We start from the raw sequence: 18,242 nt of genomic DNA, 5'->3' as shown, positions 1-18,242 counted from the left end.
GTCGGAAGGAGCACAACGACGTGACCGAGACCGTGCCCGCCACCGAGGACCCCGACCCGCCCTTCGCCTCCGTGGACGCGGTCGTCGACGCCCTGCGGGAGCAGGGCTACATCGCCGACACCCGGCTCGCGACGACGGTCTTCCTGCTCACCCGCCTCGACAAGCCGCTGCTGCTGGAGGGACCGGCGGGGGTCGGCAAGACCGAGCTCGCCAAGATGCTCGCCCTGGCCACCGGGCGGCGGCTGCTGCGCCTGCAGTGCTACGAGGGCCAGGACGAGACCAAGGCCCTGTACGAGTGGGACTACGGCAAGCAGCTCATGTACACCCAGATCCTGCGCGAGAAGATCGGGCAGGTCGTCGAGGACGCGCCGGACCTCACCGCCGCCGTCGAGCGGATCGGGGAGAACGAGAGCGTCTTCTTCTCCGAGCGCTTCCTCGCCCCGCGCCCGCTGCTGGAGGCCATCCGGTCACCGGAACCCGTCGTGCTCCTGATCGACGAGGTCGACCGGGCCGACGAGGCCCTCGAGGCCGTGCTGTTGGAGACCCTGGGCGAGTTCCAGATCTCGATCCCCGAGATCGGCACGTTCACGGCCGAGCAGCGCCCGTACGTGCTGCTGACCTCGAACAACACCCGCGACCTCGCCGCCGCGCTCAAGCGCCGCTGCCTGCACCTGTTCCTCGACTACCCGGAGGCGGCACGCGAGCTGGAGATCGTGCGCAGCAAGAAGACGGGGCTCTCGGACTCGCTCGCCGAGGAGCTCGTGGGCGTGGTGCGCGGACTGCGCGAGCTGGAGCTGCGCAAGGCCCCGAGCATCTCCGAGACGATCGACTGGGCGCGCACGCTCGCGGTGCTCGGCGTCGAGGAGCTCAACTCGCAGATCCTGTCCGACACGGTCTCCGTGGTCGTCAAGTACGACAAGGACGTCAAGAAGGCGCTCGACGCGCTGCCCCGCCTGGTCGACCCGAACGCCGTCGTCGAGGAGCCGGGTCACGGGCACGGCCACGGGCACGGGCACGGCCACGGGCACTCGGACGACGACGGGGACGTCGACGGCAGCGGCGTCCGCTCCGCGAAGGACACCGCCGGGCGGCACGGTGAAGGCGTCTACGGCACGCCGAAGTACGCCAAGGGCACCGACAAGGACGCCCCCGCCACACCGCGCACCGTGACGTCGAGCCAGGGCTCGCGGTCGTTCGGGCTGGGACGCAAGAGGGCGCTCTAGTGGAGGCGAGCATCCACCGGTTCGTCCGGCTGCTGCGCATCCGGGGCGTGCGGATCTCGGTCTCCGAAGCACTCGACGCCATGCGGTGCGCCGCCCAGCCCGGCGTGCTCGCCGACAAGGCCGTGCTCAAGGAGGCGCTGCGCGTCGCGTTGGTCAAGGACCGCCGCGACGAGGCGACCTACGATGAGGTCTTCGACCTGTTCTTCGCCCTGGTCAAGATCGGGGAGCCCGAGACCGGCCACGGCCACGGGCACGGCCACGGCGACCTCTCCGACGAGGGGACGCTGGACGACTTCACGCTGTCCGAGGACCCGTCGGAGACCCCGCAGCAGGGCCACGAGCACGGCAAACCGGTCGACATCCGGGACTACTTCGATCCCGAGGACCTGGCGCAGCAGTACAACCTGCACCAGGAGGCCAACAAGATCGATCTCGCGGCGATGACCGAGGAGATCGTCTTCTCGAAGGACAACCAGGGCCAGCCGCTGTCCGAGGGCAACCGGGTCCAGATCGAGACCGACCGGCTCTCCGGCGCCGGGCTGCCCGGCGACATCTCGACGGCCACCGGCACCAAGGTGGACGCCGACCTGTCCGTCGCCGAGCAGGAGGCCCTGCTGGGCTGGCTCACCGCCGAGGAGGACGCCGCGCTCTCCGAGGGCACCGAGGACGACGCCACCGCACTACGCCGACGGCTCGCGGGTGTGCTGGCGAACCTCCCCGAGGCGATCAAGGCGCACCTCGAGAAGCTGATGGCGATCGAGCAGCGGATCCTCGACGGCGGTGAGGGCGAGGGCCGGACGGCGGCGGTGGACCGAGCGTCGGAGACCGAGCGGATGCAGCTGGAGGACTCGCTGCGCCGGCTGGCGAAGACCCTGCACGGCGCACTCACGCACCGGCGTCGGGTGTCCCCGCAGGGTCGGATCGACTCGGGCCGCACGATGCGCCGCAACATGCGCTACGACGGCATCCCGTTCAACCCGGTGACGGTGCGGCGTCAGGAGGACAAGCCGAGGCTCGTCGTGCTGGCGGACGTGTCGCTGTCCGTGCGGGCGACGGCGCGGTTCACGTTGCACCTGGTCCACGGGCTGCAGGACCTGTTCGGGCAGGTGCGCTCGTTCGCCTTCGTGGACGAGATCGCGGAGATCACGGAGCTGTTCGCGGACCATCCCGTGGAGCACGCGCTGGGGCTGGTGTTCGGCGGGGACGTGGTCGACGTGGACGCCAACTCGAACTACGGGCTCGCGTTCGGGCGGTTCCTGGAGGAGCACGGCTCGGCGGTCACCCGCCGCTCCACCGTCCTCGTCCTGGGTGACGGCCGGGGCAACGGGAACGACCCCAACATGGAGGCGTTCGTCGAGATCACCCGGCGCGCCCGGGAGACGATCTGGCTGACCCCCGAGCCGCGGTACTCGTGGGGCCTGGGGCGCTGCGACCTGCCGGACTACGCCGAGCACTGCGACCGGGTCCGCGTGGTCCGCGACCTGACCGGCCTGGAGAACACCACGAACGAGATGGCGGGTGACCTCATCGGCCGGTGAGGGTCGGGGCCGTGTCGAGACGGTGGCCCCGGCCGGGCGCTCGCGATCGAGGGGCCGGGCGAGAGCTCAGCGGGTGAGCGCGATCTTCCCGACGGCACGGCCGGACTCCGACAGCTCGTGGGCGCGGCGCAGGGTGTCGCCGGTCAGGCCCTCGAGGGTCGCCGTGAGGGTGGTGCGGAGGCGGCCCTCGTCGACCAGGTCCGCGACGCGGTTCAGGATCTCGCGCTGGGTCGCGTCGGCGGGCTGGAACAGCGGGCGGGTGAACATCAGCTCCCAGTGCCAGGTGATGCTCTTCGACTTCAGCGGGAGCAGGTCCATGCCCGGCGGCTCGTCGATCGCGACGATCTCGCCGCGCGGGGTGAGCAGCTCGGCGTAGGCCTCGACGTTCCGCCCGGAGACCGGCGAGAAGACGTACTGGACGTCCGGGACGGCCTTGCGCACGGACGCGACGAGATCGTGGTGGTCGGCGACGTGGTCGGCACCCATGCTGCGGGCGAACGCGGCGGACTCCTCGCGGGAGGCCGTGCCGATCACCTCGACACCGGTCAGGGTCGTGGCCAGTTGGGTGACCATCGCGCCGACCCCGCCCGCGGCCGAGACGACGAGCAGCCTGCCGGTCGAGCCCGCGCCGAGCCGCAGGGCGTCGAACAGGGTCTCCCAGGCGGTGATCGTGGTGAGCGGCAGCGCGGCGGCCTCCGCCCAGTCCAGGGTGGACGGTTTCCGGCCGACGATGTGCTCGTCGACCAGCTGGAACCCGGCGTTCGAACCCGGTCGGTCGATCGTCCCGGCGTAGTAGACCTCGTCGCCCGGGGCGTGGGCGGTGACGGCCGAGCCGACCTGACGCACGACTCCCGCGGCGTCGAAGCCGAGCACCCTCGGCCCGTCGAGGCCGGCGCGGACCTTCGTGTCCACGGGGTTGACCGACACCGCCCGCACCTCGACGAGCAGGTCGTGCGGGCCGGGATCCGGGACCTCGAACTCGATCTCCGTGAAGGTGTGGGCGTCGATGGCGGTGGTGCGGGTCGTCATGGCCACCACGGTATGCACTGGGTACCGGTTACCCGCAAGGGATCCGACTTCCCTTCGGTTACCATCCAGCTCATGCCCGCCTTGAACGCTCCGCCGGACGCCTACCTCGCGAACTGTCCGTGCCGTTCGGTGCTCGATCTGCTGGCCGACAAGTGGAGCGCGCTGGCCCTCGGTGCACTGACCGCGGGCCCGCTGCGGTTCGGTGAGGTCCGCACGCGACTGGAGGGGATCAGCCCGAAGGTGCTCACCGCGGTGCTGCGCAGGCTGGAGGAGAACGGGCTGGTGGAGCGCACGGTGTTCCCCGAGGTCCCGCTGCGCGTCGAGTACGCCCTGACCGAGCTCGGACGGGACGCGAACGACCCGCTCGAGGCGCTGCGGAGGTGGGTCGAGGCGAACATCGAGCGCTTCCCCTGACCGCGCGCGGCACGTCACCGGGGGAGTGGCTGCTCGGCCGGACGGCGGGTTCGGGCCTGTCCGGTCGGGCGGTTCCGCGCTGTCCGGCGGACGGGATCCGCCCCGCGGCGAGTCGGAGCTGCCTAGCGTCGAACCCGACGAAAGGGGCCGCGATGATCGGGCTCGGGCAGCTGGACAACGACCTCGCCGGGTGGATCGACCGGACCCTCGTCGTGCCCGGGGTGCTGCCCCCGGAGCGGTTCGAGGACGCGTTCGTCGCGATCGTCACCGGCTCCGCCGCCGACCCCGACGACGCCTGGCTCGCCTTCTACCGCAACACCCTCGCCGCCCTGCACGGCACGCCCGACCCGAACGGCACCAACGCCCAGCTCAAGCCGGTGCACGAGCGGGCCGCCGAACTGACCGTCGGGTCCGCGCTGGAGCTGGGCTGCTGCTTCGGGTTCCTCGCCCTGCGGCTCGCCGCGGCCGGTCACCGGGTCACCGCGACCGACCTCACGGCGGGCACCGTCGGGCTGCTCGCGCGGATGGCCCCGCGGCTCGGGACCCCGCTGCAGACCGTCGTAGCGGACGCCCGCGCGGTCCCGCTCCCCGCGGACCACGCGGACACCGTGCTGGCCGTGCACCTCATCGAGCACCTCCCCGCCGAGGAGGGCAGGGCGGTGGTCGCGGAGGCGATCCGGCTGGCCCGCAGGCGGGTCGTGGTCGCCGTGCCGTTCGAGACCGAGCCCAACGAGACCTGGGGCCACCTCACCACCTTCGACCACGACACCCTGCACGCCCTGGGCGCCGACACCGGCCTGCCCTACGAGGTCTCCGAGCACCACGGCGGCTGGCTCGTCCTCGACACGGGCCGCTAGACGAGCTCGGGCACCCGTAGATGGGCCATGACCAGCTCGAACTCCCCCACCTCGAGGACCTGCGCGCTCAGCTCGGCGGCCGTGTCGGCGCGCATCCGCATGGTTCGGGTGCGGCTGGCCTCCATGGCCTCCATGCCGTCGAACACGAAGGAGGCGGCGGCGTAGCCCTCGGTCGGGTCGAGCATCAGGCTGGCGCTGCAGAAGCCGGGCATCTCCTCCATCTGCGGCAGGATGTCGTCGCGGAACAACTCCCGGCCGCGGTCCATCATGGCCGGGTCGAAGCGCAGCCAGGTCACCCGGGCGCAGGCACCGGGATGGCTCGCGTGGTCGCGGTGGACCACGGCGATCTCCCACTCGTCGACCTGCGCGGTGCCGCCCATGGTGTCGGCTGCCCGGTCACGCATGGGGCGGACCACGCCTGCGGAGGCGGCCATCGCGGCGCGGGACTCCCACGCCGTGGTCGCGATACAGCGGCCGGAGTCGCGGTCGGCGAGCAGGGACATCCCGATGCAGCCGGGGGTGTCGAGCACGGCGGGCAGGATCTCGTCCCGGATGAGCGTGATGCCGCGGTCGAGCGAGCCGCGGTGGGCCTGGACCGTGGTGGAGCGTGCGAACACGGGGTCTCCTTCCGACAGCGGCGCCGGTGCCGCGTCGGACAGGGTCCACCCATGTGACCCGGAACACAACGCCTGCCCACCCGGTTACGCACGAACGGCACTCTCGTGCGGACCTACCGCACCACAGTGCCGTTCGTGCGTAAAGGGAGGGTCAGGCGGACGCGGTCTTCAGCGCCCGCTTCGCCAGGACCGTCACCAGGTGACGGCGGTACTCCGGGGTACCCGCGTTGTCCGCGGGGGGCTCGGTGCCCTCCGCGGCCAGGGCCGCGGCCTCCTCGATCGACTTGCCCTGCTCGAGCGCGGCCTCGGTGGCCAGGGCCCGCAGCGGGGTGCCGCCCATGTTGACCAGGCCGAGCTGACGACGTCCGGACGGCAGGGTCACCACCGACACGGCGACGATGGCCCAGTCGTTGCTGCGCCGGGTGAACTTCTCATACGCCCAGCCCGTGGCCCCGGTGCGCGGCACCCGGACCTCGACCAGCAGCTCGTCCGGCTCCTTCACCGACGAGAAGACGCCGGTGTAGAACTCGGTGATCGGCACGATCCGCTCGCCGCGGGGGCTGCGGAGCACGATCTCCCCGTCCAACGCGAGGACGGCCGCGGGGATGTCCGCCGCCGGGTCCCCGTGGGCGAGCCCACCGCCGATGGTGCCGCGGTGGCGGACCTGCGGGTCCCCGACCGTGCGCGCCACCGCCGGGAGCAGCGCGCACTCCGCCGCCAGCACGTCGGAGATCACGAGGTCGCGGTAGCGCGTGCCCGCGCCGATGGCGACGTGGGAATCGGCACCGTCGCCGTCCACCCGGATGTAGTTGAGCTCGGTCAGCCGCCCGATGTCGATCACGATCTCGGGGGCGGAGAGCCGCAGCTTCATCACGGGCAGCAGCGAGTGGCCGCCTGCGAGGATCGTGGCCCCCTCGCCGTGCTCGGCGAGCAGCGCGAGGGCCGCCGCGACCGAGTCGGGGCGCTCGTACTCGAATCCGACGGGGATCACGCGGCACCCTCCCCCGCGGAGAAGCCCGGCGAGATCGTCTTGTCGTCGGTGCCCTCGGCCTGGGCCGCGTCGGGGTCCTTGCCCGCCGCGACCAGCACCGCGCGCACGATGTTGTGGTAGCCGGTGCAGCGGCAGAGGTTGCCCTCCAGCCCCTCGCGGACGTCCGCCTCGGTGAGGTCGGGGTTCTCGTCGATCAGCCCGACCGCCGCCATGACCATGCCGGGGGTGCAGAACCCGCACTGCAGGCCGTGCTCCTGGCGGAACGCCGCGGTGACCGGGTGGTCCATCCCCAGGTCCTCCATGGTCTGCACGGACAGCTGGTCCGCCTGGACCGCCAGCACCGTGCAGGACTTGACCGACTCGCCGTCCACCAGCACGGTGCAGGCCCCACACGAAGTGGTGTCGCAGCCGATGTTGGTGGCCTTGAGCCCGACGTTCTCGCGCAGGTAGTGCGCGAGCAGCGTGCGGGGCTCGACGTCCGCGCTGGTGCGCTCGCCGTTGACGGTGATCTCGACCTTCACTTGCGTGCCTCCTCGATCGCTTCCCACACGCGAAGCGGGGTGAGCGGCATGTCGATGTGCTCGACGCCGAGGTGGGACACGGCGTCGATCACGGCGTTCTGCACCGCGGGGCAGGACCCGATGGTCCCGGCCTCGCCGATGCCCTTGTAGCCCATGGTGTTGATCGGCGTGGGGGTCTCCATCGAGACCAGGTCGAAGCTGGGCAGCTCCGCCGCCGACGGGATGCCGTAGTCCGCGAACGTCGCGGTCAGCGGCTGGCCCTCGGAGTCGAAGACGACCTCCTCGAGCAGCGCCTGGGCGATGCCCTGCGCGATGCCGCCGTGCCGCTGGCCGTCGAAGATCAGCGGGTTGAGGACGGGGCCCGCGTCGTCCACGGCCCAGATCCGCTCGACGGTCGCCTTGCCGGACTCGACGTCCACCTCGACGAGCGCGACGTGCGCACCGAACGGGAAGGTCGGCTTCTTGCCGTCCCACTCGTGGTAGACCTTCAGCTCGTCCGCCCCGGCCAGCTCGGCCAGCGAGATGCCGCTGCCGGTGCCCTTGACCTGCACGGTCCCGTTCTCGACGACGAGGTCGTCGACGTTCGCCTCGAGTCGCTCGGCCGCGCGCTGCTTGGCCACCTCGACCAGCTCCACCGCCGCGTTGTGCACGGCGATGCCACCGGTCTGCAGGCTCCGCGAGCCCATCGTCCCGGCGCCCTTGGGGATCAGGTCGGTGTCGCCGTGGATCACGGTGATCTTGTCGACGGGGATGCCCAGCTGGTCGCTCGCGAGCATCGCCCACGCCGTGGCGTGGCCCTGCCCGTGCGGCGACGTGCCGGTCAGCACCGTGACGGTGCCGTCCGCGTGGACCTCGACGGTCGCGTTCTCGACGAACGCCCCGCCGCCGGTGATCTCCACGTAGGACGAGACGCCGATCCCGAGCTGCAGCGGGTCGCCCGCCTCGCGGCGGCGCTTCTGCTCCGCGCGCAGCTCGTCGTAGCCCGAGGCCTCCAGCGCGAGGTCGATCGCCTTCGCGTACTCGCCGGAGTCGTACTCCGCGCCGCCCTTCGTGGTGAAGGGGAACTGCTCGGGCTTGACGACGTTCTTCTTGCGCAGCTCGGCCGGGTCCATGCCGATCGCGTCCGCGAACAGGTCCATGGCGCGCTCGATGGCCTGGGTGGCCTCCGGGCGCCCTGCCCCGCGGTACGCGGCGGTGGAGGTCGTGTTCGTGGCGACGACCTTCGCGGTCGACCAGACCTTGGGGATGTCGTAGGTGCCGGGCGCCATCATGCGCGTGAACATCGGCAGCACCACGCCGAGGCGCGGGTACGCACCCGCGTCCGCGATGAGATCCAGCCGGTACGCCTTGACGGTCCCGTCCCGGTCCCCGCCGATCGTGATGGTCTGCAACTGGCCGCGGCCCTGCACCATCCCGGTCATGTTCTCCGAGCGGCTCTCGTTCCAGCGGACCGGACGGCCCACCTTCTTCGACAGCCAGCCGACCAGCGCGAACTCGGGGTCGGCGCCGATCTTCGCGCCGAAGCCGCCGCCGACGTCCGGCAGGATCAGCCGCAGGTCCTTCGTGTCCAGCCCCATCCAGCCCGCGACCTCGTCCCGCGCGGACTGCGCGTTCTGGGTCGAGCAGAAGATGGTGCAGCGGCCGTCCTCGCCCCAGTAGGCGGAGGCGGCCCGGGTCTCCAGCGGCGCCGCCGCCACGCGCTGGTTGACGATCTCCTTCGAGACCACGACCTCGCAGTCCGCGAAGAGGTCCTCGGGGGCCTCCTCCTTCGCGAAGTGCATCTTCGTGACGGAGTTGGTGCCCGCCTCGGGGAAGAGGAGGACCTCGTCTGTGAGTGCGTCCTTCATGTCGACCACGACGTCTAGCGGTTCGTAGTCGACGTCCACCATCTCGGCGGCGTCCTCGCCCTGGTAGGCCTCCTCGGTGAGGACGGCCGCGACCGCCTCGCCGACGTAGCGCACCCGGTCGGTGGCCAGGAAGGGCCGGACCATCGCCGGGTTCGCGGCGGGGAACAGCAGCGCGGGCGCCAGGTCGACGTCGGCGCCGGTGAACACCGCGACGACGCCGGGTGCCTCCTTGGCCGCCTCGACGTCGATCGAGGTGATCGTCGCGTGCGCGATCGGGGAGCGGACCAGGGTCAGGTGCAGGGCCCCGGTGAGCCGCTCGTCGGTCAGGTCGTCGGTGTATGTCGCGCCCCGTGTGAGGAACACCGGGTCCTCGGTACGGACAACGCGCGTGCCCAAGATGCTCATCGAGCGCGACACTAGCCCCGCTGCGACGGCGGTGCGACCGGGGTACGGAGCGCTGACCTGCAGGTGAGCCGACCCTAACGCAAGCGTTGCAGCGTTCATGCATCCGCATCAGCGGGCTGCCCGCCGACATCGCCCACGCACCTGCGGAGATTCGACCGGCTCCGCTGAACGAACGATCACTCGTTCGGCGGAGTCTCCCACCACGGCCGGATCGCCCAGAGCGGCGAGACCGGGCCGTGGCCCTGGCCGAGGGGATAGGACCAGCGGACCGTGTCGACGATGAAGCGCTTGCCCAGCGCGACCGCCTCGGGCACCGAGAGCCCCCGGGCGAGGCTCGCGGTGATGGACGCCGCGAGCGAGTCCCCGCTCCCGTGGGTGTTCTCGGTCGCGAACCGCGGTCCCGGGAGCTCGGTGAAGGTCTCGCCGTCGAACAACAGGTCGACGCAGCCGTCCGTGTCCTCGGTGAGGTGACCGCCCTTGACCAGGACGTGGGCCGGGCCGAGGGCGTGCAGCTCCTTCGCCGCGGCGTACTGGGCCGCGCGGTCGTGCACGTCGATGCCGATCAGCAACCGCACCTCGTCGAGGTTCGGGGTGACCAAGGTGGCGCGGGGGAAGAGCAGGTCGCGGAAGGCGTCCAGGGCGGAGTCGGCCAGCAGCTGGTCGCCGTGCATCGAGGCGGCCACGGGGTCGATCACCAGCGGCGTGCGGCGGTTCACGCCGATCCCGTTCTCGTCGAAGGCCCGGGTCACGGCCCGGATGATCTCGGCCGTGGCGAGCATGCCGGTCTTCGCGGCCCCGATCCCGATGTCCGAGGCCACGCTGGTGATCTGCCCGGCGACGGTCTCCGGCGGGATGGTGTGCACGCCCGTGACACCGAGGGTGTTCTGGACGGTCACCGCGCAGACCGCGAGGCAGCCGTGCACCCCGCAGGCGGCGAACGCCCGCAGGTCCGCGGCGATGCCTGCGCCGCCGCCGGAGTCGGTGCCCGCGACCGTCAGCGCGCGGGGCGGAGTGGTGCCGAGGGTGGGCTCGCCCATGGTGTCGCCGTGTCCTCCCTGGCCGGCATTACCCGGCCGGTTCCTGCGGTCGGCGGCGATCCCGCCCTCTCAGCCCGTGGTCGAGCTCCCGCGTGTGTGGACGGTAGCCGTTCGGCGCGCGGATCGACCGCGCCGCCCTCCGCCTGCCGAGATCACCCTCGGGACAGGAATGGATGCCGCCCGCAGCGGGTTCCCTGAGATCATGGCCGAAGAGAACGTGGAACTGCCCCCGGCGGGCTGGGTGCGCGACCAGACCGAGAAGATCCTCGAGAGCGGGACGACCGAGGGGATCGACGTCCTCGGTTCCCCCATCGTGCTGCTGACGCTGCGCGGCGCGAAGAGCGGCAAGCTCCGCTACACGCCGGTGATGCGCGTGGAGCACGACGGGGACTACGCCGTCGTCGCCTCCAAGGGCGGGGCGGACGAGCACCCCGTCTGGTACCACAACATCAAGGCGCATCCCGAGTTCGCGCTGCAGGACGGCACCACCACGAAGACCTACGCCGCGCGCGAGGTCTCCGGCGACGAGCGCGCCGCCTGGTGGGAGCGCGCGGTCGCCGCCTACCCCTCCTACGCCGAGTACCAGACCAAGACGGACCGGGAGATCCCCGTCTTCGTGCTGGAGCCCGTCTCCTGATCCCCGGGTGTGATGGGAGCGCGCTCCCGTCACGCCCACCGGCGGTGGTCGTTCCGACCGTCACGCGAGCTCGGTCGGGACCGCCACGACGTCGACCATCGCGCCGTTGCGCAGCACCGTGACCGGCAGCGGGACGCCGATCGCCTCGCCGAAGAGCTGGCGCTGGATGCCCTGGGCGTCCTCGACGGGCCTGCGGCCGACGTCTAGCACCAGGTCTCCGCGTCGCAGGCCTGCGTGCTCGGCGGGGCTGCCGCCGACGACCTCGGCCAGCCTGAGGGCGTTCTTGCGGCCGTACCTCTCCGCGACCGCCGCGGGCACCGGGGCGGGCGCGCCGACGACGCCGAGGTAGGCGCGGCGGACCCGGCCGTGGGCGCGCAGGGCGTCGACGATCCGGCGGGTCGTGGTGTTGACCGGGACCGCGAGCCCGAGGCCCGTCCCCGCGACGGCGGTGTTGATCCCGACGACCCGGCCCCGCGAGTCGGCGAGCGCGCCACCGGAGTTGCCGGGGTTGAGTGCGGCGTCGGTCTGGATGACGTCCTCGATCACCCGGCCCGCGCTGCCGTCGCGGGTGGGCAGGGCCCGGCCGAGCGCGCTGACCACCCCCGCGGTGACCGACCCCGCGAGCCCCAACGGGTTGCCGACGGCCACCACCAGCTGCCCGACGACCAGCTCGTCCGCGCTGCCGAGGCGGACCGGTTCGGGCAGGGCGTCGTCCGTGCGGAGGAGGGCGAGATCGGACAGCGGGTCGGCACCGGCGACGCGCACCGCGACCTCGGTCCCGTCGCCGAACGCCGCGCGGCCGGTCGACGACCTCCCCACGACGTGCGCGTTCGTGACCAGCTCCCCCGGCGCGACGACCACGGCCGAGCCGGAGCCGCGTCCGAACCGGACGGCGGCGACCTTGGCGGTGAGCTCCGCGGCGACGGCGGAGACGGTCTGTGAGTAGGCGTCCATCCGAGCCTCCTGCGCCTCCCGCTTACAACGTTGCAGAAGTCCTAACGTGGCAGGTCGCCGGGGTGTTCCGTCAGACGTCCTCGGCTTCGACCGCCGCCGGGTCCCAGGAGCTCCCCGGGGCGCCGAATCCGCGCCTGCGCACGGCCTTGCGGGCGGCCCGCCCGTACCGCCCGACGAGCCGGTCGGTGTAGATGACGCCGTCCAGGTGGTCGGTCTCGTGCTGCAGGCAGCGGGCGAAGAAGCCGGTGCCCTCCTCGGTGACCGGGTTCCCCTTCTCGTCGGTCCCGGTGACCTTCGCCCAGTCCGCCCGGCCGGTCGGGAACTGCTCGCCGGGGACCGAGAGACACCCCTCCTCGTCCTCGTCCGGGTCGGGCATCCGCCCGTCCGGCAGCTCAGAGGTCTCGAGGACGGGGTTGCAGAGGACGCCGCGGCGGTTCGTGCGGGTCAGCTCGTCCGGGCAGTCGAAGACGAACACCCGGAGGTCGACGCCGATCTGGTTCGCCGCGAGGCCGACACCCTGGGCCGCGGCCATGGTGTCGAACATGTCCGCGACCAGCGCCTCGAGCTCCGCGTCGTACTGCTCGACGGGGCGGGTGCGGGTGTGCAGGACGGGATCACCGATGATGACGATGGGTCGGACGGCCACGCCGGTGACAGTAATGTCTCGATCGCGGATTCACGCCCACGGGTGGCGCGTCCGCGGCCTTCCCGTCGGTGCTCCGTGGTTGAATGGCGCATCGAATGACAGCCGTGTCATTCGAGTGGCAGCGAGCGTCGGCAGGAGCGTGATGGAGTCCGCCACCGAACCCCGCGGGACGGATGGTCCCGCGGCCAGACCCGCCCGGGAGCTGGACCGCCGCGAGCGCGAGATCCTCGCGTTCGAGGCCCAGTGGTGGAAGTACCAGGGGGCCAAGGAGCAGGCCATCCGCGAGCTGTTCGACATGTCGGCGACCCGGTACTACCAGGTGCTGAACGCACTGGTGGACACCCCGGAGGCACTGGCAGCCGATCCCCTGCTGGTGCGGCGGCTGCGGCGGCTGCGGGCCAGCCGTCAGCGCACCCGCGCCGCGCGCAGGCTGGGCATGGAGCCCTGGTGACCCACGCGGGAGGTATGCGGTGAGCGGACCGTCGCCTGCCAGGATCGGCGGGATCGGACTGATCGGGGTCGCGGTCGTCGCGGCCGTGATCGGGCTGGTCTCGCTCGGCACCGGCGGCTCGGACGAGGGAGCGGACGCCACCGCGGCGCCGCCCACCGAGTCCGTCGCCCCGGCCACCCCGGCCACCTCCAACCCGAACGAGGTGCCGCTGCCCTCGTTCGCCCCGACCCCCGCGGCCGCGCCCACGACCACGCCTGCGGCCGTCGCCCCGCCCGTCGCGGCCGCCGTGCCCGACGCCGGGTCCGTCGCCCCCACGATGCCGTTGCGGATCTACAACAACAGCACCATCAGCGGGCTCGCCGCCACGGCCGCGGCGGACTTCCAGCGCGGCGGCTGGACCGTCTCGGACACCACCAACTACCCGGACGGCATCATCCCCACCAGCACCGTCTACTACCGACCGGGCACCGCCGAGCAGGCCTCGGCGCAACGCCTGGCGGACGAGTTCGGCCTGCGGGTCGAACCGCGGTTCCAGGGGATACAGGACGCGAGCCCGGGCCTGATCGTGATCGTGACGCGCGACTTCAAGGGCGCCTAGGAACCGTTCCGCTCCCCAGCGACGGCGCGCCCCGGTTCTCCGGGGCGCGCCGTTCGTCTGTCGCCTGCCCCGTGCACGTTTCGTGCTGTCAGCGCGGCATGATCGCTGATTCCGTGCTCTCAGCGCGGGTCGCACAGCGCTCTCAGCACGAAACGTGCACTACCGGCCGGCGTCAGTCCGACGACCGTCGCGCCGCGTAGGCCTCCAGCTCGGCGACCTGGACCGGGTCCAGGCTCGGCGGGACGGTGCGGCGGGCCTTCTCCAGGTGCGCCGCGGTGACCTCCGCGGCGTCGAGGGACTCCCGCATGGCCGTCAGCGCCGCCTCGCGCAGGATCGCGGCGCAGTCCGCGGCCGAGTAGCCGTCGAGCTCCCCGGCGAGCGCGTCGAGGTCCACATCGGAGGCGAGCGGGGTGTTGCGGCTCGACGCGCGGAGGATGTCCGCGCGGGCCGCGGCGTCCGGCGGCGGCACGAACACCAGCCGCTCCAGACGACCGGGGCGCAGCAGCGCCGGATCGACCAGCTCGGGCCGGTTGGTCGCCCCCACCACGACGACGTCGCGCAGCGGGGTGGCCCCGTCCAGCTCGGTGAGCAGCGCCGCGACCACCCGGTCGGCCACACCGGAGTCCGTGGACCCGCCCCGCCGGGGCGCCAGCGCGTCGACCTCGTCGAGGAAGATCAGCGCGGGCGCGGCGTCCGCGGCCTTGCGGAACAGCTCCCGCACCGCCCGCTCGGACTCTCCCACGTACTTGTCCAGCAGCTCGGCGCCCTTCACCGAGAACACGTTGAGCTGCCCCGATCCCGCGAGGGCGCGCAGCAGGAAGGTCTTGCCACCGCCGGGCGGACCGTAGAGCAGCACGCCGCGCGGGGCCTGGACGCCGAGCCGCGCGAACGAGTCCGGGTAGCGCAGCGGCCAGAGCACGGCCTCGGTGAGCGCCTGCTTGACCTCGGTCATGTCGCCGACCTGGTCGAGGGTGAGGCCGCCGGTCTGCAGCGTGCCGGTCGAGGACATCGAGATCGGGCGGACGGAGCCGACGGCGTCGAGCAGGTCGCCGTTCTCGATCTTCGGGTCCTCGTGCTTGCGCAGGGCCGCGTTCACCGCGGCCTCCCGACGCACCGCGGCGAGGTCCGCCACCACGAACCCGGGCGTGCGGGCGGCGATCTCGGTGAGATCGACCTCCTCGGCCAACGGGACCTCCGCCAGCAGCCTGCGCAGCAGGTCGGCCCGCACGGCCTGGTCCGGCAGGCCGAGGCCCAGCTCACGGTCGACCAGCTCCGGCGCCCGCAGCCGGGGATCGACGTTCTCCGGCTCGGCGGTCGTCGCGACGAGGGCGAGGTTCGGGGTCCCCACCGCCTCCTTCAGCGAGTCCAGCACCAGCGTGGCGAGCGGCGGCGGCGTCGCGGCGGGGAGCAGGGCGTCGACGTCCGTGACCAGCAGGACCGTCGGTCGTCCGGCGGCGGCCTGGTCGCGGGCGGCGGCGAGTGACTCCTGCACGCGCGCGGCGGCCGAGGCAGGCTCGAGCGCGGCCGCCGCCGGCCCGGCCAGCTCCACGCACCGCGCCTCGACGGCGGCGGCCACGCTGCGGACCAGCGTCGCCTTCCCGACCCCCTCCGGCCCGGTCACCAGCACGCCCAGCCGGGGCGAGCCGCCCAGCCGGACCAACAGCTCCGGCCGCGAGAAGGTCAGCTCCAGCCACTCGACCAGGCGGCGGGCGGCGGCGGTGTTGCCGACCAGGGCGTCGAGCGGAAGGGGCGGTTCCTCGACGGCCTCGGGGGCGCTCGACCCCCAGGACGCCTGTGCGCTCGCGGCGCCGGTCGACCGCACAGCCGCACCCGCACTCGCTCCGACACCGAACGAGCCCTGCCCCTGAGCGGACCCCGCCCCCGAGACCGCGGCGCGACCCTGCGCGTCCGGACCGCCCCCGGGCGCGCCGACGCCGGAGGTGCGACCGCCCTGCGCCGTCGGGGAGTCGGCGGTGGTCGGCCCGTCCAGCCAGCCCACGATGGTCGTCGGCTGCACGGCGACCGGACCGGCGGGCTCCACCCGCGCCACCGTGACCAGCTCACTCGTCCATGCCCCGCCGATCGCCGCCGACAGCGCCCGGCGGGCCCGGGGCACGTCCGCGCCGGGCGGCGGAGCGATGTCCTGCGGGAGCAGGGACACCGCGTCCCCCGCGGTGAGCACCTTCCCGAGCAGCGCCAGCCGCGCGGTGGCGGGTGTGACCGTGGCCCGGACCAGCTGAGAGCCCGCGAGGACCACCCGCCGGGCGGACTGGACCGCGACCGGCCCGACGACGACCTCGGCCCCGTCCTTCAGGCCCACGTTGGACAGCGTGACGTCGTCCAGCAGGGCCTGCCCCGGGGACGCGGCGGCATCCCCGGCGACGGCGAGCGCTGTGGTGGCGCGGGACCCGGTCAGCGTGACGGCGTCCCAGCTGCGCAGGTGCAGGGCGTCGAGCACTTCGGGGTGCAACCGGACCACCCCGCGGCGGGCGTCGACGGCGGAGGTGGCGAGTCGGGCGACCAAGGTGATCACGGGCACCCGCCCACCGTATCGGCCGCCCGGATGTCCGACTCGCACGCCGAAACCGGGGAACCCGCGAGTCCGACCACAACCCGCGAGTCCGACACCGAAGCCCGCGAGTCCGACACCGGGGCGCGCGTGTGTGACGGCGGGTGGGGGCGGGCGCGGGTCAGCGGCGGCGCAGGCCCAGGCGGCGGCGGTCTCGGCTCGGGAGGCGACGGTTGGGGCCCAGCGGGCCCAGGGACCGGCTGGGGCGGGCGGGGCCGTGCTCCAGCTCGCCCTCGCCCCCGCGCCGACGCCCCATCCCCGCCATCCCGCGCGCGACGGCGGTGGCCCGCCCCGCGACCCGACGGCGCAGCGGGGGGCGCAGCCCCAGCCTGCGCGCCGAGCGGGCGGCCCGGGCCACGGCCCGGCGCTCCCGTACCGGCACGCCCCACGCCTCGGGATGCCGGGAGAGCCACAGGTAGCGGTAGACGGTGTACGGGATCAGCAGCAGGTAGCCGAGCGCGATCAGCGCCATGCCGAGGAAGGGTGCCGTGAGCAGGATGGCCGCGCCGAGACCGACCAGCACCAGCAGCGGCGCGATCCACCGCGGCCGCACCCGCGCCGTCTTGAACGACAGGGTGGGGATGCGGCTGACCATCAGGCCCGCGGTGAACAGCGCCCACAGCCCGACCGCCACCGGCGAGGACCACCATCCCGGCCCGAAGTGCAGGAACAGGTAGAGCGGCAGGCCCGCGGTGAGCGCCGCGGCGGGCGCCGGGACGCCGACGAAGAACTCCTTGGCGAACGGGGGCTGGTCCTCGTCGTCGATCAGGGTGTTGAAGCGGGCCAGTCGCAGCGCCATGCAGACCGCGAAGATCAGCGCCACGACCCAGCCGAGCCGGGTCCCCTCCAGCGCCCAGATGTAGAGGACGAGCGCGGGCGCCACCCCGAACGACACCAGGTCGGACAGCGAGTCCAGCTCCTGGCCGATCCGGGAGGAGGCATCGAGCAGGCGGGCGAGGCCGCCGTCCAGCGCGTCGCACAGCGCGGCACCGAACGCGGCCGCGATGCACAGCTCGAACCGCCCGGCCAGCGCGAAGTTGACCGCGGAGAGCCCCAGGCACAGCGCCAGGACGGTGACCGCGTTGGGCAGCAGCCGGATGCCGGCCTGGTAGGGGTTCACGACACCGCTCGCGACAGCACGGCCAGCGGGGTCTCGCCCCCGATGGTGCGCTGGCCGACCGCGACCTCGGGCGCGACGCCGGGGGGCAGGTAGGTGTCCACCCGCGAGCCGAAGCGGATCAGCCCGTAGGTCTCCCCCGCCGCGACCTCGTCCCCCGCCCGCACGTCGCAGACGATCCGCCGGGCGAGCAGGCCCGCGATCTGCACGACGCCGAGCGCATGCCCGGTCTGGGTCTCCAGGACCAGCGCGTTCCGCTCGTTGTCGGTGCTCGCCTTGTCCAGGTCCGCGGACAGGAAGACCCCGGGGACGTACCTCACCGAGCGGATCCGCCCGTGCATGGGGATGCGCTGCACGTGGACGTCCAGCACCGAGAGGAAGACGCTGACCCGGCTGACCGGCTCCCGGGGCAGGTCCAGCTCGGGCGGCGGCACGACCTCCTCGATCAGCGCGACGGTCCCGTCCGCCGGAGCCAGGACCGCGCCGACCCGCGGCGGCGGCACCCGCGTGGGCGCCCGGAAGAAGGCGGCGGTCGCGGCCGTGGCCAGCAGCCCGAGCCCGGTCCCGCGGCCGGTCAGCAGCCGGATCCCGGCCGCGGCCGCGGCGACGGAGGCGATGACGGGGCGGCCACCGGGATGGATCGGGGGCACCGAGTCGCGGACGAGCTTGGCGGCGTGCAGGACTGCCCCGTCGCCTTCAGAGGTCGCGGCCATGGTCGCGGGTCGGCTCCTCGTCCGCGCCCGGTCGGCGACCCCGGTCCCGACGGGTGCCGGGCGGGTCGGGCGCGTTGG

At 73.1% G+C, this 18,242-nt stretch carries 18 protein-coding genes; 7 read left to right on the top strand and 11 right to left on the bottom strand.

Annotated features, from left to right (window positions below; all coding sequences use genetic code 11):
* Window positions 1–32: 32 nt before the first annotated feature.
* Window positions 33–1,223, top strand: a complete 1,191-nt coding sequence (locus ABD993_RS07130; RefSeq protein ID WP_425568909.1) for an AAA family ATPase — start codon at window positions 33–35, stop codon at window positions 1,221–1,223.
* Window positions 1,223–2,761, top strand: a complete 1,539-nt coding sequence (locus ABD993_RS07125; protein ID WP_345413940.1) for a VWA domain-containing protein — start codon at window positions 1,223–1,225, stop codon at window positions 2,759–2,761. The genes ABD993_RS07130 and ABD993_RS07125 overlap by 1 nt, the downstream gene beginning before the upstream one ends.
* Window positions 2,762–2,827: 66 nt before the next feature.
* Here the strand turns inward: ABD993_RS07125 and ABD993_RS07120 are convergent, their stop codons facing one another.
* Complete coding sequence (locus ABD993_RS07120) at window positions 2,828–3,790, bottom strand: zinc-binding alcohol dehydrogenase family protein (RefSeq protein WP_345413938.1); 963 nt, start codon at window positions 3,788–3,790, stop codon at window positions 2,828–2,830.
* 72 nt (window positions 3,791–3,862) lie between these two features.
* On the opposite strand from ABD993_RS07120, the gene ABD993_RS07115 reads away from it, so the two are divergent.
* Together ABD993_RS07115 and mftM are read left to right on the top strand one after the other, a co-directional pair.
* A complete protein-coding gene (locus ABD993_RS07115; RefSeq protein WP_345413937.1) occupies window positions 3,863–4,204 on the top strand; it encodes a winged helix-turn-helix transcriptional regulator in 342 nt (113 codons plus the stop codon).
* A 152-nt stretch (window positions 4,205–4,356) separates the two neighbouring features.
* Window positions 4,357–5,061, top strand: coding sequence for a mycofactocin oligosaccharide methyltransferase MftM (gene mftM / locus ABD993_RS07110; RefSeq protein WP_345413936.1), 705 nt, complete (start codon window positions 4,357–4,359; stop codon window positions 5,059–5,061).
* Here the strand turns inward: mftM and ABD993_RS07105 are convergent.
* The 5 genes from ABD993_RS07105 to thiD all read right to left on the bottom strand — a co-directional run bounded on the left by ABD993_RS07105 (window position 5,058) and on the right by thiD (window position 10,479).
* Window positions 5,058–5,678 carry an antibiotic biosynthesis monooxygenase gene (locus ABD993_RS07105; RefSeq protein WP_345413935.1) on the bottom strand — a complete coding sequence of 207 codons (621 nt, stop codon included), beginning with the start codon at window positions 5,676–5,678 and terminating at the stop codon, window positions 5,058–5,060. The two genes, mftM and ABD993_RS07105, sit on opposite strands and share 4 nt — an antisense overlap.
* A gap of 151 nt (window positions 5,679–5,829) precedes the next feature.
* A complete protein-coding gene (locus ABD993_RS07100; protein WP_345413933.1) occupies window positions 5,830–6,669 on the bottom strand; it encodes an FAD binding domain-containing protein in 840 nt (279 codons plus the stop codon).
* Window positions 6,666–7,190 (bottom strand): (2Fe-2S)-binding protein, encoded by a 525-nt coding sequence (locus ABD993_RS07095; RefSeq protein ID WP_345413931.1) that lies wholly within the window; start codon window positions 7,188–7,190, stop codon window positions 6,666–6,668. The genes ABD993_RS07100 and ABD993_RS07095 overlap by 4 nt, the downstream gene beginning before the upstream one ends.
* Window positions 7,187–9,442: a xanthine dehydrogenase family protein molybdopterin-binding subunit gene (locus ABD993_RS07090; RefSeq protein ID WP_345413929.1), complete on the bottom strand. Its 2,256-nt coding sequence runs from the start codon at window positions 9,440–9,442 to the stop codon at window positions 7,187–7,189. The genes ABD993_RS07095 and ABD993_RS07090 overlap by 4 nt, the downstream gene beginning before the upstream one ends.
* Window positions 9,443–9,618: 176 nt before the next feature.
* On the bottom strand, window positions 9,619–10,479 hold the full coding sequence (thiD, locus tag ABD993_RS07085; protein WP_345413927.1) for a bifunctional hydroxymethylpyrimidine kinase/phosphomethylpyrimidine kinase: 861 nt from the start codon (window positions 10,477–10,479) through the stop codon (window positions 9,619–9,621).
* Window positions 10,480–10,681: 202 nt separating this feature from the next.
* Here thiD and ABD993_RS07080 point away from each other — a divergent pair, with 202 nt between their 5' ends.
* Window positions 10,682–11,116, top strand: coding sequence for a nitroreductase family deazaflavin-dependent oxidoreductase (locus ABD993_RS07080; RefSeq protein ID WP_345413925.1), 435 nt, complete (start codon window positions 10,682–10,684; stop codon window positions 11,114–11,116).
* A 60-nt stretch (window positions 11,117–11,176) separates the two neighbouring features.
* On the opposite strand, the gene ABD993_RS07075 is transcribed toward ABD993_RS07080, so the two are convergent.
* Window positions 11,177–12,070: a S1C family serine protease gene (locus ABD993_RS07075; protein WP_345413923.1), complete on the bottom strand. Its 894-nt coding sequence runs from the start codon at window positions 12,068–12,070 to the stop codon at window positions 11,177–11,179.
* Window positions 12,071–12,140: 70 nt separating this feature from the next.
* On the bottom strand, window positions 12,141–12,716 hold the full coding sequence (locus tag ABD993_RS07070) for a peptide deformylase (RefSeq protein WP_345413921.1): 576 nt from the start codon (window positions 12,714–12,716) through the stop codon (window positions 12,141–12,143).
* Between the two features lie 142 nt (window positions 12,717–12,858).
* On the opposite strand from ABD993_RS07070, the gene ABD993_RS07065 reads away from it, so the two are divergent.
* Window positions 12,859–13,167, top strand: coding sequence for a DUF3263 domain-containing protein (locus tag ABD993_RS07065; RefSeq protein ID WP_345413919.1), 309 nt, complete (start codon window positions 12,859–12,861; stop codon window positions 13,165–13,167).
* A gap of 19 nt (window positions 13,168–13,186) precedes the next feature.
* On the top strand, window positions 13,187–13,765 hold the full coding sequence (locus ABD993_RS07060; protein ID WP_345413917.1) for a LytR C-terminal domain-containing protein: 579 nt from the start codon (window positions 13,187–13,189) through the stop codon (window positions 13,763–13,765).
* A gap of 172 nt (window positions 13,766–13,937) precedes the next feature.
* On the opposite strand, the gene ABD993_RS07055 is transcribed toward ABD993_RS07060, so the two are convergent.
* The 3 genes from ABD993_RS07055 to ABD993_RS07045 form a co-directional block, all read right to left on the bottom strand.
* Window positions 13,938–16,298, bottom strand: a complete 2,361-nt coding sequence (locus tag ABD993_RS07055; protein WP_425568908.1) for an AAA family ATPase — start codon at window positions 16,296–16,298, stop codon at window positions 13,938–13,940.
* Between the two features lie 157 nt (window positions 16,299–16,455).
* Window positions 16,456–17,454 (bottom strand): CDP-alcohol phosphatidyltransferase family protein, encoded by a 999-nt coding sequence (locus ABD993_RS07050; RefSeq protein ID WP_345413913.1) that lies wholly within the window; start codon window positions 17,452–17,454, stop codon window positions 16,456–16,458.
* A complete protein-coding gene (locus ABD993_RS07045; RefSeq protein ID WP_345413911.1) occupies window positions 17,451–18,164 on the bottom strand; it encodes a phosphatidylserine decarboxylase in 714 nt (237 codons plus the stop codon). Before ABD993_RS07045 ends, ABD993_RS07050 begins: the two co-directional genes overlap by 4 nt.
* Window positions 18,165–18,242 lie beyond the last annotated feature (78 nt).

The organism is Pseudonocardia xishanensis, assembly GCF_039541715.1.
GTDB lineage: Bacteria > Actinomycetota > Actinomycetes > Mycobacteriales > Pseudonocardiaceae > Pseudonocardia > Pseudonocardia xishanensis.
The sequence above is the reverse complement of the archived record's forward strand: the minus strand, read 5'-3'. Positions and strand labels throughout refer to the sequence as shown.